This window comes from Streptomyces violaceus (assembly GCF_036014075.1).
GTDB lineage: Bacteria > Actinomycetota > Actinomycetes > Streptomycetales > Streptomycetaceae > Streptomyces > Streptomyces violaceus.
Genome location: NZ_CP107911.1, coordinates 2,333,935 through 2,347,253, shown reverse-complemented (window position 1 = coordinate 2,347,253; position 13,319 = coordinate 2,333,935). Strand labels below are relative to the sequence as shown.

Annotated in this window: 12 protein-coding genes; 9 read left to right on the top strand and 3 right to left on the bottom strand. The window is 71.1% G+C overall.

Translation table 11 applies throughout. The features are described from left to right. Nucleotides 1–88: 88 nt before the first annotated feature. Complete coding sequence (locus OG542_RS10420) at nt 89–736, bottom strand: bifunctional 4-hydroxy-2-oxoglutarate aldolase/2-dehydro-3-deoxy-phosphogluconate aldolase (RefSeq protein WP_328410170.1); 648 nt, start codon at nt 734–736, stop codon at nt 89–91. 91 nt (nt 737–827) lie between these two features. On the opposite strand from OG542_RS10420, the gene OG542_RS10415 reads away from it, so the two are divergent. The 3 genes from OG542_RS10415 (at nt 828) to OG542_RS10405 (ending at nt 3,992) form a co-directional block, all read left to right on the top strand. Then, nucleotides 828–1,613 (top strand): DeoR/GlpR family DNA-binding transcription regulator, encoded by a 786-nt coding sequence (locus tag OG542_RS10415; protein ID WP_328410168.1) that lies wholly within the window; start codon nt 828–830, stop codon nt 1,611–1,613. Between the two features lie 46 nt (nt 1,614–1,659). After that, nucleotides 1,660–3,195 carry a tRNA (N6-isopentenyl adenosine(37)-C2)-methylthiotransferase MiaB gene (gene miaB, locus OG542_RS10410; RefSeq protein ID WP_261677322.1) on the top strand — a complete coding sequence of 512 codons (1,536 nt, stop codon included), beginning with the start codon at nt 1,660–1,662 and terminating at the stop codon, nt 3,193–3,195. A gap of 83 nt (nt 3,196–3,278) precedes the next feature. Beyond that, nucleotides 3,279–3,992, top strand: coding sequence for a class III extradiol dioxygenase subunit B-like domain-containing protein (locus tag OG542_RS10405; RefSeq protein WP_328410165.1), 714 nt, complete (start codon nt 3,279–3,281; stop codon nt 3,990–3,992). Nucleotides 3,993–4,123: 131 nt separating this feature from the next. Here OG542_RS10405 and OG542_RS10400 read toward each other — a convergent pair whose 3' ends face one another. Together OG542_RS10400 and OG542_RS10395 are read right to left on the bottom strand one after the other, a co-directional pair. Continuing rightward, a complete protein-coding gene (locus OG542_RS10400) occupies nt 4,124–4,447 on the bottom strand; it encodes an antitoxin (protein ID WP_328410163.1) in 324 nt (107 codons plus the stop codon). A 27-nt stretch (nt 4,448–4,474) separates the two neighbouring features. Next, nucleotides 4,475–4,747, bottom strand: coding sequence for a hypothetical protein (locus tag OG542_RS10395; protein WP_328410161.1), 273 nt, complete (start codon nt 4,745–4,747; stop codon nt 4,475–4,477). Nucleotides 4,748–4,929: 182 nt separating this feature from the next. On the opposite strand from OG542_RS10395, the gene miaA reads away from it, so the two are divergent. From miaA to hflX, 6 genes are all read left to right on the top strand, one after another. Continuing rightward, complete coding sequence (gene miaA, locus OG542_RS10390) at nt 4,930–5,868, top strand: tRNA (adenosine(37)-N6)-dimethylallyltransferase MiaA (protein WP_261677326.1); 939 nt, start codon at nt 4,930–4,932, stop codon at nt 5,866–5,868. Nucleotides 5,869–5,975: 107 nt separating this feature from the next. After that, entirely contained in the window at nt 5,976–6,509 is a 534-nt protein-coding gene (locus tag OG542_RS10385) for a hypothetical protein (RefSeq protein ID WP_328417855.1), read from the top strand. 159 nt (nt 6,510–6,668) lie between these two features. After that, a complete protein-coding gene (dapF, locus tag OG542_RS10380) occupies nt 6,669–7,547 on the top strand; it encodes a diaminopimelate epimerase (RefSeq protein ID WP_328410159.1) in 879 nt (292 codons plus the stop codon). 294 nt (nt 7,548–7,841) lie between these two features. Next, nucleotides 7,842–10,037, top strand: a complete 2,196-nt coding sequence (locus OG542_RS10375; RefSeq protein WP_328410157.1) for a RelA/SpoT family protein — start codon at nt 7,842–7,844, stop codon at nt 10,035–10,037. Between the two features lie 93 nt (nt 10,038–10,130). Next, nucleotides 10,131–11,657, top strand: a complete 1,527-nt coding sequence (locus tag OG542_RS10370) for a M1 family metallopeptidase (protein WP_328410155.1) — start codon at nt 10,131–10,133, stop codon at nt 11,655–11,657. A 126-nt stretch (nt 11,658–11,783) separates the two neighbouring features. Beyond that, nucleotides 11,784–13,277 (top strand): GTPase HflX, encoded by a 1,494-nt coding sequence (gene hflX / locus OG542_RS10365; RefSeq protein WP_184589900.1) that lies wholly within the window; start codon nt 11,784–11,786, stop codon nt 13,275–13,277. The last annotated feature ends 42 nt before the right edge of the window (nt 13,278–13,319 follow it).

Genomic DNA, 13,319 nt, shown 5'->3' with positions numbered 1-13,319 from the left:
TCCTGGGGGATCACCACAAGGGTTGGGGAGGGGGACGAGACACCGCAAGGGTCAGGAGTGGGGGGTGGGCGGAGTCGGGGCCCGGGCGTCAGGCCCGGGCTTCTTCGATGGACCGCAGGACGGTCCGGGCCGCTTCGGTCACCCGCCGGTAGTCACCGTCGGGACGGGCGGCCTTGGTCACGGAGCTTCCGACGCCGACCGCCACGACACCGGCGTCGAACCACGCCTTGACGTTGTCGGGCGAGACGCCGCCCGCAGGCATGAGTGGTGCCTGGGGGAGGGGAGCCTTGACGGTCCGTACGTACTCGGGGCCCATGAACTCGGCGGGGAAGAGCTTCACGATGTCGGCGCCCGCCTGCATCGTGTCGACGATCTCCGTCGGGGTGAAGGCACCGCTGACCGTGACGGCCTGATAGCGGTTGGCGGCCGCGATCATCGCCGGGTTCAGATTGGGGCTCACCAGCAGGCTCGCCCCGGCCGAGACGCAGGCGTGGGCCGCCTGCTCGTCCAGGACCGTCCCGGCGCCGACGACCACGCCGTCCTTGCCGTAGCGCTCGGACAGCTTCGAGACGACCTCCAGCGCGCCCGGCACCGAGAGCGTGATCTCCAGTGCGCGTACACCGCCCTCGATCGCGGCCTCGGACACGGCCAGGGCCTCTTCCGCGCTGTCCAGCCGGACGATCAGCAGGGCTCCGGTGCGGACGATCGCGTCAAGAGATTGAAACTTCGTTACCATGGCGGAACACGCTAGAACATGGATTAACACATTGTCACTAGGTCCGGAGCGGGAAGTTAATCTGATCCCCCACCGTTCTGGAGGAGACGAGATGGTCAGGGCACCGCTGATTCCGGAACAGCGGCACCAGGAGCTCCTGCGCCTGCTGCGGAGCACCGGCGTGCTGAGCATCCGGGAGCTCATCACGCGGCTGAACGTCTCCCACATGACGGTGCGCCGTGACATCGCCGCCCTGGAGAAGAGCGGCCAGGTGGTCTCGGTCCAGGGCGGTGTCAGGCTGGCGGACTGGACGGGGCACGCCCCGCCCCGCGAGAGGGCGTCCCGGGCCCAGCTGGAACTTCCCCGCAAGCAGGCCATCGCCGAGACCGCGGCGGGACTCGTCGAGGACGGCATGGCGGTCTTCCTCGACGCGGGAACGACCTGCCAGTCCACCGTCCCGTTCCTGGCCGGCCGCAAGGACCTCACCGTCGTCACCAACGACTTCCACGCCGCGATCGCGCTCTGCGGCCTTCCGGAGATCCGCGCCATTCACACCGGGGGCGAGATCGACGTGTCGAGCGGATCGAGCAGCGGGCCGCTCGCCGCCCAGGCCATCGGGGCACTGAACATCGACGTCTGCTTCCTGAGCGCGGGCTCGTGGGACCTGGCCCACGGAGTGACCAGTCCCTCGACCGACAAGGTGCTGCTCAAGCAGACCGTGATGCGAGCGGCGACCTCGGTCGCCCTGCTCGCCGACAGCACGAAGTGGGGCATCGTCGAGCGGTTCAACGTGACCCCCCTGGGCGGGCTCGACACCATCGTGACGGACGACGGTCTGCCGCCCGCGGTCGTCGACCGCATCGCCGAGGAGGGGCCGTCGGTGCTGCAGGCGTCCTGAGCCGGTCCGTACACGGCCCTCGCCCGGGAGCGCCTACCCTTGTGCCATGACCATCAGCAGCGACCGGAGCCCGGCAGTGGATAAGCAGACATCCAGGACATACGAAGTTCGCACCTACGGATGTCAGATGAACGTCCACGACTCCGAGCGATTGTCCGGTCTGCTGGAGGACGCTGGCTACGTGCGCGCCCCCGAGGGGTCCGATGGCGAGGCGGATGTCGTCGTCTTCAACACCTGCGCGGTGCGTGAGAACGCCGACAACAAGCTGTACGGCAATCTCGGCCACCTCGCCCCGAAGAAGGCGAGCCGCCCCGGCATGCAGATCGCGGTCGGCGGCTGCCTGGCGCAGAAGGACCGCGACACCATCGTGAAGAGGGCGCCCTGGGTGGACGTCGTCTTCGGCACGCACAACATCGGCAAGCTGCCGGTCCTGCTGGAACGCGCACGCGTGCAGGAGGAGGCGCAGGTCGAGATCGCCGAGTCGCTGGAGGAGTTCCCCTCGACGCTGCCGACGCGCCGCGAGAGCGCGTACGCGGCCTGGGTGTCGATCTCCGTCGGCTGCAACAACACCTGCACCTTCTGCATCGTCCCGGCCCTGCGCGGCAAGGAGAAGGACCGCCGCCCGGGCGACATCCTCGCCGAGATCGAGGCCCTGGTCGCCGAGGGCGTCTCCGAGATCACGCTGCTCGGCCAGAACGTCAACGCGTACGGCTCCGACATCGGCGACCGCGAGGCCTTCAGCAAGCTGCTGCGCGCCTGCGGCACGATCGACGGTCTGGAGCGCGTCCGCTTCACCTCCCCGCACCCGCGCGACTTCACCGACGACGTCATCGCCGCCATGGCCGAGACGCCGAACGTGATGCCGCAGCTGCACATGCCGCTCCAGTCCGGCTCGGACCCGGTCCTGAAGGCCATGCGCCGCTCCTACCGCCAGGAGCGCTTCCTGGGGATCATCGAGAAGGTCCGCTCCGCCATCCCGCACGCCGCGATCAGCACCGACATCATCGTGGGCTTCCCCGGCGAGACCGAGGAGGACTTCGAGCAGACGCTGCACGTGGTTCGCGAGGCCCGCTTCGCCCAGGCCTTCACCTTCCAGTACTCCAAGCGCCCCGGCACCCCGGCAGCCGAGATGGACGGCCAGATCCCCAAGAAGGTCGTCCAGGAGCGCTACGAGCGTCTCGTCGCCCTCCAGGAGGAGATCTCCTGGGAGGAGAACAAGAAGCAGGTCGGCCGCACGCTGGAGCTGATGGTCGCCGAGGGCGAGGGCCGCAAGGACGAGACCACCCACCGCCTGTCCGGCCGTGCCCCCGACAACCGCCTGGTCCACTTCACCAAGCCGGACCAGGAGGTCCGCCCCGGTGATGTGGTGACGGTCGAGATCACCTACGCCGCTCCGCACCACCTCCTCGCCGAGGGCCCCACGCTGGACGTGCGCCGCACGCGCGCGGGTGACGCCTGGGAGAAGCGCAACGCCGAGAAGGCGGGCAAGCCGGCCCAGCAGGCCGGAGTGCTGCTCGGCCTGCCGAAGATCGGCGTGCCCGAGCCGCTGCCGGTCGCGACGAGCGGCTGCGGCCTGGACTGACCGGTCCCACCTGCCAAGACCCACAGCCGGTTCGCCGGGCGCGGGATGCGTGCGAGGGGGTCCCCGGGGTTACCCTGCCGATCATGCTTGTCGCCGCCGCTGTCTGCCCCTGCCCGCCCCTTCTGGTCCCCGAGGTCGCCGCAGGCGCCGCACCGGAGCTGGACGTGGCGCGGGCCGCCTGCACGGACGCCCTGGGTGTGCTCGCCGCCGCCCGGCCCGACCGGCTCGTGGTCGTCGGGCCGGTGGAGAGCGCCGGGCTCAAGACCTACGAGGAGGGCACACGGGGCTCGTTCCGGGGCTTCGGTGTCGATCTCGAGGTACGGCTGGGGCCGGGCGCGGGCCCACACGGCGAACAGCGGCTGCCGTACTCGCTGGCGGTGGCCGCCTGGCTGCTGGAGCGGACGGGGTGGTGCGACGCCCCGGTCGAGGGGCTCGGTGTGGGGGAATCCTCCACGCCCGAGAGGTGTGTCCGGACCGGACGGGACATCGCCGCACCGGCCGAGCGGGTCGCGCTGCTGGTGATGGGGGACGCCAGCGCGTGCCGGACGCTCAAGGCCCCGGGCTATCTGGACGAACGGGCGGCGCCCTTCGACGCGGAGGTCGCGCGAGCGCTCGGCGCGGCGGACATGGCCGCCCTCACGGCGCTGGACGCACGGCTGGCGTACGAACTGAAGGTGTCCGGCCGGGCCCCTTGGCAGGTCCTGGCGGGTGCGGCCGAGGGCGCGAACCTCGGCGGATCACTGCTGTACGAGGACGCGCCGTACGGCGTGGGATACCTCGTGGCCACTTGGTCGTAGACCGCAGGGCAGGGCGCGGGAAACGGCGGACGGCCGGGAGCCCTTGTGCTCCGCGGCCGTCCGCCGATGTGCCCTTCAGCATTGCGTCGTTGCCTTGTTGCGTTCAGAACCTGCGGCGCGCCGATGCGCACTCAGGAAGTGGGCGGTGGTCCTTCCGGCGGCGTGGTGCCGCCCGCGCTCGGCGGTGACGTCGCGCCACCCGCGTCGCGCGGCGGTGTCGTGTGCGCCGCGTCCGGTCCGTTGTCGCCCTTGTGCGCGAGTCGGTCCACGGCGCCCTTGGCCTTGCCCGTGCCCGACTGGATCTTGTCGCTGTACTTGCCCTTGGTCCTCTTGTCGACGGCATGCGCGGCCTTCTCGAGACCGTGATGGACCTTGCCCTCGTGCCGCTGCGCGAGGTCCGAGACCTTGCCCTTGGCCGGTCCCAGCTTGGCCTTCATGTTGTGCAGGAGACCCATCGCTTCACCTTCCCTCGCGCGGGGCGGTCACGTACGGGCGCCCTCGCCGGCCTCGTTGTCGGCCGCCTTGTCGGTGGACTGCTGCTTGGGGATGTCGACGCCTTCGCCCTCGGTGGCCTCGGCGGGGGCCTCGGCACCAGCCTCGGCCGCTTCCGTGGTTCCGTCAGCCCCCTTCGCCTCCGAGGTCTCGGCCGCCTCCTCCGCCTCGGGCCCGGCCTTCGCCGTGTCTGTCTGAGCCTCGGCGGCAGGCGCCTCAGGCGTGGCCTTCGACCGCCGGAGAAGTCTTGCAAAAACGCCCATATCCACTCCATACGTTACTCGTGCGGGCGAAATCCCGCGTTGCCCGGTGCGTCTGTTTGCGCGACCCGGGCCGCCGCCTCTGTGATCCGGCGGCAGGAACCTCGCAACGGGCAACGACCCGAGGGCAGTGGCGTCACGTAACTCGTTCGAGAGCGGGGTCCGAGGTTTGCGAGACTGTGTCGGTGAGCAGTGCACCCCCCGCCCCCCGCGTCATCGCCGTCGTCGGACCAACTGCGGCCGGAAAGTCCGATCTGGGCGTTTTCCTGGCCCAGCGTCTCGGAGGCGAGGTCGTCAACGCCGACTCCATGCAGCTCTACCGAGGGATGGACATCGGCACCGCCAAGCTGACGCCCGATGAGCGCGGCGGCGTCCCGCATCACCTCATGGACATCTGGGACGTGACCGTCACGGCGTCCGTCGCCGAGTACCAGCGCCTCGCCAGGGAGCGGATCGAGGTGCTGCTCGCCGAGGGCCGCTGGCCGATCCTGGTCGGCGGCTCCGGACTGTATGTGCGCGGGGCCGTCGACAAGATGGAGTTCCCCGGGACCGACCCCGAGGTCCGCGCCCGCCTGGAGGAGGAGCTCACGCTGCGCGGCCCGGGCGCCCTGCACGCCCGCCTGGCCGCCGCCGACCCCGAGGCCGCTCGCGCGATCCTGCCGAGCAACGGCCGCCGGGTCGTCCGGGCCCTCGAGGTGATCGAGATCACCGGCAGGCCCTTCACCGCCAACCTCCCCGGCCACGACTCCGTCTACGACACCCTCCAGATCGGCGTCGACGTGGCCCGCCCCGAGCTGGACGAGCGCATCGCGCGCCGGGTCGACCGGATGTGGGACGCCGGTCTCGTGGACGAGGTGCGCGCACTGGAGGCGCAGGGGTTGCGAGAAGGGCGTACGGCCTCGCGCGCGCTCGGCTACCAGCAGGTCCTCGCGGCGCTTGCCGGAGAGTGCACGATGGAGGAAGCGCGGGCCGAGACCGTGCGTGCCACCAAGCGCTTCGCGCGCCGTCAGGATTCATGGTTCAGGCGCGATCCGCGGGTGCACTGGTTGAGTGGGGCCGCGGCCGATCTCACAGAACTTCCGCAGCTCGCGCTGTCCTTGGTCGAACGACCGGTTACAGCCTGATCACGTCATGGCATCGGGACGCCCAGGCCGTCATCCGGGCCTCCGGCGGCGTGCCATCATCGAGCTTCGATCGACCGAGTGAGTCCTAGTTGGGAGGGCGCGTGGCGATGGAGGCCGGCCCTCGCGACACCGCACACAGCACCGATCACATCACCGCCGACCGGGATGAACCGGAGCGCCTGGATGAACCGGAGCACCGGGACGGACCCGAGCAGGAGACGGACCGTCTCAGCTCCGACGGGCCCGACGACGAGTCGCAGGGTGTGACGGACGACGGCCCCGAGCCCGACGAGATGTTCGCGGAGGAGGTCGAGGTCGAGCTGCGCCCGCAGCGGCGGCTGCGCATCTGGCAGCTCGCGCCCATCGTGGGCCTGGCCGCACTCGGCTCCCTGATGTTCGCCTTCCCGCTCGCCTTCGACTTCGGCGACAGCGGTGCCGTCATCGCCATGCTCGGACTGCTGATCTGCTCCTGCGCGGCCGGCTGGGGCATGATGGCCGCCCGCCGCGTGGGTTACACGTGGCCGGGCCTCCCGGCCAGGGGCTCCGGCCGCAGACCGGACTGGCGCGTCGTACTCGCGTATGCCCTGGTGGTCGGCGTCGTAGTGGTCCTCGCCGTCTGGCGGGTGGCAAGGCTCCGCTAGAGCAAGCGCCCCCAAAGGGGCGCGGGGCTGCGTCGAATGTGCGGCTCCGCCGCGTGGGCGCGACCAGCCACGACGCACCCGCAGCCCGCGACGGACCGCACAGGGATCCCACCACCCCGCACCCGGCCCTCCCGGCGGAGCGCCCCGTACGATCGAGGCATGAGCACGCGCACGCGGATCGCCTTCCTCAAGGGCCACGGCACCGAGAACGACTTCGTGATCGTCCCGGACCCCGAGAACACCATCGACCTGCCCCCGGCCGCCGTCGCCGCCCTGTGCGACCGCCGCGCGGGCGTCGGCGGTGACGGACTGCTGCACGTCGTGCGGTCCGCCGCGCACCCCGAGGCCCGGCACATGGCGGCCGAGGCGGAGTGGTTCATGGACTACCGCAACGGCGACGGCTCCATCGCGGAGATGTGCGGCAACGGCGTGCGGGTGTTCGCGCGCTACCTCCAGCGCGCCGGGCATGTGACCGAAGGAGACATCGCCGTCGCCACGCGCGGGGGCGTGAAGGCCGTGCACATCGCCAAGGACGGTGACGTCACCGTGGGTATGGGCAGGGCGCTGCTCCCCGAGGGCGATGTCGCGGTGAGCGTCGGTGAGCGCACCTGGCCCGCGCGGAACGTCAACATGGGCAACCCGCACGCGGTCGCCTTCGTGGACGACCTGTCCCACGCGGGTGACCTGCTCTCCCCGCCGCCGTTCAGCCCGGCCGCCGCCTACCCGGACGGTGTGAACGTCGAGTTCGTGATCGACCGCGGCCCCCGGCATGTCGCGCTGCGCGTGCACGAGCGCGGTGCCGGCGAGACCCGCTCCTGCGGCACGGGCGCGTGCGCGGTCGCCGTGGCCACCGCCCGGCGCGACGGTGCCGATCCGGCGGACACCGGCGTTCCGGCGACGTACACCGTGGACGTCCCCGGCGGCACCCTGGTGATCACCGAGCGGCCCGACGGCGAGATCGAGATGACCGGCCCGGCCGTGATCGTGGCCGAGGGCGAGATCGACTCGGTCTGGCTGGAATCCGTCACCGGGGCGTGAGCAGGGGCCCATCGGCCCGAAACGGCCGCTCGGCCTCGGCCGCTCGACCCGAAACCGACGCGGGAACCGGCCACTTGGCGGAAACTGACCGTCGTGCACGCGCCATAGCGGGGCGCAAACCTCACATTCATCCCTCGAATGGGTGATCAGTTTCACGCTCGGCGAGAGGCGGTCAGCCGGGCGTGGTGGGCTCGGTAGCATCAAGCACCGGCCCGGACGGGGGACCGAAGCCGCCCCGTGAGCCGTGTCCGCCCTGGGGCACCCGTCCGCCGGTCCACGCAGCCGGAGGTGCCCATGAGTGCGGAGGCCACGAATTCCGTGACCCCAGGCCCGATGCCGGGCGCGGTGTCATCACCGGTGACGCCGACAGCCCCGCGCAGAAAGGCCCGCCCCCGGATCGACCTGCGCCGCCTGGGCCGTGCCGCGCTCCTCGGCTCCGCCACGCGCGACCGGCTGCCCGACGCCATCAGCCACGTCGCCGAGGCCCATCGCGCCCACCACCCCGCCGCCGACCTCGAACCCCTGCGCCATGCCTACGTCCTGGCCGAGTCCTCGCACCGCGGGCAGATGCGCAAGAGCGGCGAGCCGTACATCACGCACCCGCTCGCCGTGACCCTGATCCTCGCCGAACTCGGCGCCGAGACCACGACGTTGACCGCGTCCCTGCTCCACGACACCGTCGAGGACACGGACGTGACGCTCGACCAGGTCCGCGACCAGTTCGGCGAGGAGGTCCGCTACCTCGTCGACGGCGTCACCAAACTGGAGAAGGTCGACTACGGCGCCGCCGCCGAGTCCGAGACCTTCCGCAAGATGCTCGTCGCCACCGGCAACGACGTCCGCGTCATGTCGATCAAACTCGCCGACCGGCTGCACAACATGCGCACCCTCGGCGTCATGCGCCCCGAGAAACAGGAGCGCATCGCCAAGGTGACACGTGACGTGCTCATCCCACTCGCAGAACGGCTCGGCGTCCAGGCGCTCAAGACCGAACTGGAAGACCTGGTCTTCGCGATCCTGCACCCCGAGGAGTACGCGCACACAAGGGAGTTGATCGTCCGCAACGCCGCCCGCGCGGACGACCCGCTCGCGGAGGTCGCCGACGAGGTGCGGACCGTGCTGCGCGAGGCGGACATCCCCGCCGAAGTCCTCATCCGGCCCCGTCACTTCGTCTCCGTGCACCGGGTCTCCCGCAAACGCGGCCGGCTCCGCGGCTCCGACTTCGGCCGCCTCTTGGTGCTGGTGAACGAGGACGCCGACTGTTACGGAGTCCTGGGTGAACTCCACACCTGTATGACGCCGGTGGTCTCGGAGTTCAAGGACTTCATCGCCGTACCGAAGTTCAACCTGTACCAGTCCCTGCACACGGCCGTAGCCCGGGAGAACGGCCAGGTCGTCGAGGTCCTCATCCGCACGCACCAGATGCACAAGGTCGCCGAGGCGGGCGTGATCGCGCTCGGCAACCCGTACGCACCGGCCCCCGACGACCCCGCCGACGGCGAGCGTGTCGACCCCACCCGCCCCGGCTGGCTCTCCCGGCTCCTGGACTGGCAGGAGGCGGCACCCGACCCGGACCACTTCTGGTCGACGCTGCGCGAGGACCTCGCCCAGGACCGCGAGATCACCGTGTTCCGGCCCGACGGCGGCACGATCGGCCTGCCCGAGGGGGCGAGCTGTGTGGACGCCGCCTACGCGCAGTACGGCGAGGACGCGCACGCGTGCATCGGCGCCCGGGTCAACGGCCGCCTGGCCACGCTGAGCACCGTCCTGAAGGACGGCGACACCGTGCAGCTCCTCATGGGCCAGGACCCGGCGTCCGAGCCGTCCCGGGAATGGCTGGAGCACGCCCACACGCCCGCGGCCCGGATCGCCATCCAGCGGTGGCTGACCGCCCACCCGGCACAAGCCGAGGCCCAGCGGACGGAGGCCCGGGAGGACCGGCAGGCCGAGGAACGCGAGGCCGCTCCCCGGCCCGCCACCGGCGACGTGTCCGGCACGGACGGGACGGCCCTCGAGCAGACGTCCGTCCGCCCCGCCACCGGCCACGTCCTCGCCGGCCTGCCCGACGCGACCGTCCGGCTCGCCGGCTGCTGTACGCCCGTACCGCCCGACGAGATCACCGGCTTCTCCGTACGCGGCGGAGCGGTCACCGTGCACCGCGTCGAGTGCGCCGCCGTGGCCCGTATGAAGGACGCGGGGCGTCCAGAGGTCGGCGTGCGCTGGGGGGACACCACCGAGTGCCGGGTCACGCTGGTCGCCGAATCGTTCGTCCGGCCCCACCTGCTCGCGGACCTCACCGAGGCCATGGCCCTCGAGGGCGCCGAGATCGTCTCCGCGACCGTCGAGCCCCCGACCCAGCAGCAGGTACGCCACACATACACCGTGCAACTCCCGGACGCGGCCCACCTGCCCGCCCTCATGCGCGCGATGCGCAACGTGGCCGGGGTGTACGACGTCAGCCGGGCGCAGCCGCAGACGCAGGGCGGCTGAGCAGGTACGGACGGACGGCCGGGTGGGTGAGCCCCGGACGGGCCGGACGCGCGCCGTCCACATCGCGCTCGCCTGCGCTGATAGCCGTGGGGCATGCTCCTCACCCCCCAGAGCCAGGCCCCCCGTTCACGCCGTCGCAAGACGGCTGCGGCGCTGCTCGCCTCGGCCGTCTCCGTCTGCCTCGTCGCCGCGAGCGCCCCCGTCGTCCCGCTCGGCGTCGGCGACCGCCTCTTCCCGTACCTGGGCAACCCCGGCTACGACGTGGCGTCGTACGACCTCTCCTTCACCTATCCCGGCAGCAACAGCCGGCCGCTGCGTGCCGTCACCACCATCAAGGCCCGGACGACCGCCGACCTGGACCGCGTCAATCTCGACTTCGCCCACGGCACGGTCGACTCGGTGGACGTCGACGGCGAGCCCGCCGGGTTCAGCACCGTCGGGGAGGACCTGGTGATCACGCCCCAGGAAGCGGTGCCCGACGGCACCTGGATGCGGATCACCGTGCGGCACACCAGCGACCCCATGTCCGCCAAGGGCCGCGAGAGCGGCTGGGTACGCACCACGGACGGCCTCGCCATGGCCAACCAGGCCGATGCCGCGCACCGGGTGTTCCCCTGCAACGACCATCCCTCCGACAAAGCGATGTTCACCATCCGGGTCACCGCGCCCAAGGGCCTCACCGCCGTCGCCAACGGCCTGCCCGCCGGTGTGGCCAGGTCCGACGGTTCGACCACGTGGACCTACCGCACCCATCACCCCATGGCCACCGAGCTCGCCCAGGTCTCCATCGGCCGCTCCACCGTGCTGCACCGCACCGGCCCGCACGGGCTGCCCGTACGGGACGTCGTACCGACCCGGGACCGCAAGGCGCTCGAACCCTGGCTGAGGAAGACCCCCGCCCAGATCGCCTGGATGGAGAGGAAGCTCGGCCGCTACCCCTTCGAGACGTACGGCATGCTCGTCGCGGACGCCTCGACCGGCTTCGAACTCGAGACCCAGACGCTCTCCCTCTTCGAGCGGGAGCTCTTCACCGAGTCCGCCTACCCGGAGTGGTACGTCGAGTCGATCATGGTCCACGAGCTGGCCCACCAGTGGTTCGGCGACAGCGTCAGCCCCCGCACCTGGTCGGACCTGTGGCTCAACGAGGGATACGCCACCTGGTACGAGGCGCTGTACGCCGAGGTGCGGGGCGGCAAGCCGATGCGGGACCGCATGAAGGCCGCGTACGGCTCCTCCGACGGCTGGCGGGCGGTCGGCGGCCCGCCGGCCGCCCCGAAGGCTCCCGAGCCCGGCCGCAAGACCGGCATCTTCCGGCACAACGTGTACGAGGGCGCGACGCTCGTCCTGTACGCCCTGCGCGAGGAGATCGGCAGCGCCGCCTTCGATCGCCTGCAGCGCGCCTGGGTCGGCCGCTACCAGGACGGCACGGCCTCGACGGCGGACTACGTCCGGCTCGCCTCCGAGATCTCCGGGCGCGACCTGAGCGGCTTCTTCAAGGACTGGCTGTACGGCGAGAAGACCCCGCCGATGCCGGGCCACCCCGACTGGAAGCCTCAGGCGCCCGCGAAACCGGCTGCGCCGGCGAAGCAGGGCGCGCCCGCGCCGGGAGCCGCCCGATAACACGGTGACGAGACGCCCCGTGCCGTGCGACTATCGACAGGTCGGCGCGGCACGGAGCGCCGGGAATCTCCCGGACCGCTCGTGCGTTGCGAACAGTGAACGGCTTCCCAGCTACGTAAGGATCCAATGACCTCCTCTTCTTCCCCTTCCCAGGACACCAAGCGCTTCACGCAGAGCCACCCCGAGGGTCTTCGGGCCGATGCCCTGATGGAAGAGGACGTCGCCTGGAGCCACGAGATCGACGGAGAGCGGGACGGCGAACAGTTCGACCGCTCCGACCGCGCGGCCCTGCGCCGTGTGGTGGGCCTCTCCACCGAGCTCGAGGACGTCACCGAGGTCGAGTACCGCCAGCTCCGCCTGGAGCGGGTCGTGCTCGTCGGCGTCTGGACCTCGGGAACCATGCAGGACGCGGAGAACTCCCTCGCGGAACTCGCCGCCCTCGCGGAGACGGCGGGCGCGCTCGTGCTCGACGGTGTCACCCAGCGTCGCGACAAGCCCGACGCGGCCACGTACATCGGCTCCGGCAAGGCCGAGGAGCTGCGGGACATCGTCCTCGAGTCGGGCGCGGACACCGTCATCTGCGACGGTGAGCTCAGCCCGGGCCAGCTCATCCACCTCGAGGACGTCGTCAAGGTCAAGGTCATCGACCGTACGGCCCTGATCCTGGACATCTTCGCCCAGCACGCCAAGTCCCGAGAGGGCAAGGCGCAGGTCGCGCTCGCGCAGATGCAGTACATGCTGCCGAGGCTGCGCGGCTGGGGTCAGTCGCTGTCCCGGCAGATGGGCGGCGGCAAGGGCGGCGGCCTCGCCACCCGTGGTCCCGGTGAGACCAAGATCGAGACGGACCGGCGGCGGATCCGCGAGAAGATGGCGAAGATGCGCCGGGAGATCGCGGAGATGAAGACCGGCCGCGAGATCAAGCGCCAGGAGCGCAAGCGCAACAAGGTGCCCTCGGTCGCCATCGCGGGCTACACCAACGCCGGCAAGTCCTCGCTGCTCAACCGCCTCACAGGCGCGGGCGTGCTGGTCGAGAACGCCCTGTTCGCGACCCTCGACCCGACCGTGCGCCGGGCCGAGACCCCGAGCGGACGGCTGTACACGCTGGCCGACACCGTCGGCTTCGTCCGCCATCTGCCTCACCACCTGGTCGAGGCGTTCCGCTCCACGATGGAGGAGGTCGGCCAGTCCGACATGATCCTGCACGTGGTGGACGGATCGCACCCGAACCCGGAGGAGCAGCTGGCCGCCGTGCGCGAGGTGATCAGGGACGTCGGCGCCACCGACGTACCCGAGATCGTCGTGATCAACAAGGCCGACGCGGCCGACCCGCTGACCCTGCAGCGGCTGCTGCGCGTCGAGAAGCGGTCCATCGCCGTCTCGGCCCGCACCGGCCAGGGCATCGACACGCTGCTCGCGCTCATCGACAACGAGCTGCCGCGCCCGTCGGTCGAGATCGAGGCGCTCGTGCCGTACACGCACGGCAAGCTGGTCGCCCGTGCCCACGACGAGGGCGAGGTGATCTCCGAGGAGCACACCCCGGAGGGCACCCTGCTCAAGGTGCGGGTGCACGAGGAACTGGCGGCGGAGCTCACGCCGTACGCCCCGGCGCCGGCGCTCTGACGTAAGCGCGCAAGCACACCGAAGGCCCGCTCCCTGTCCGCA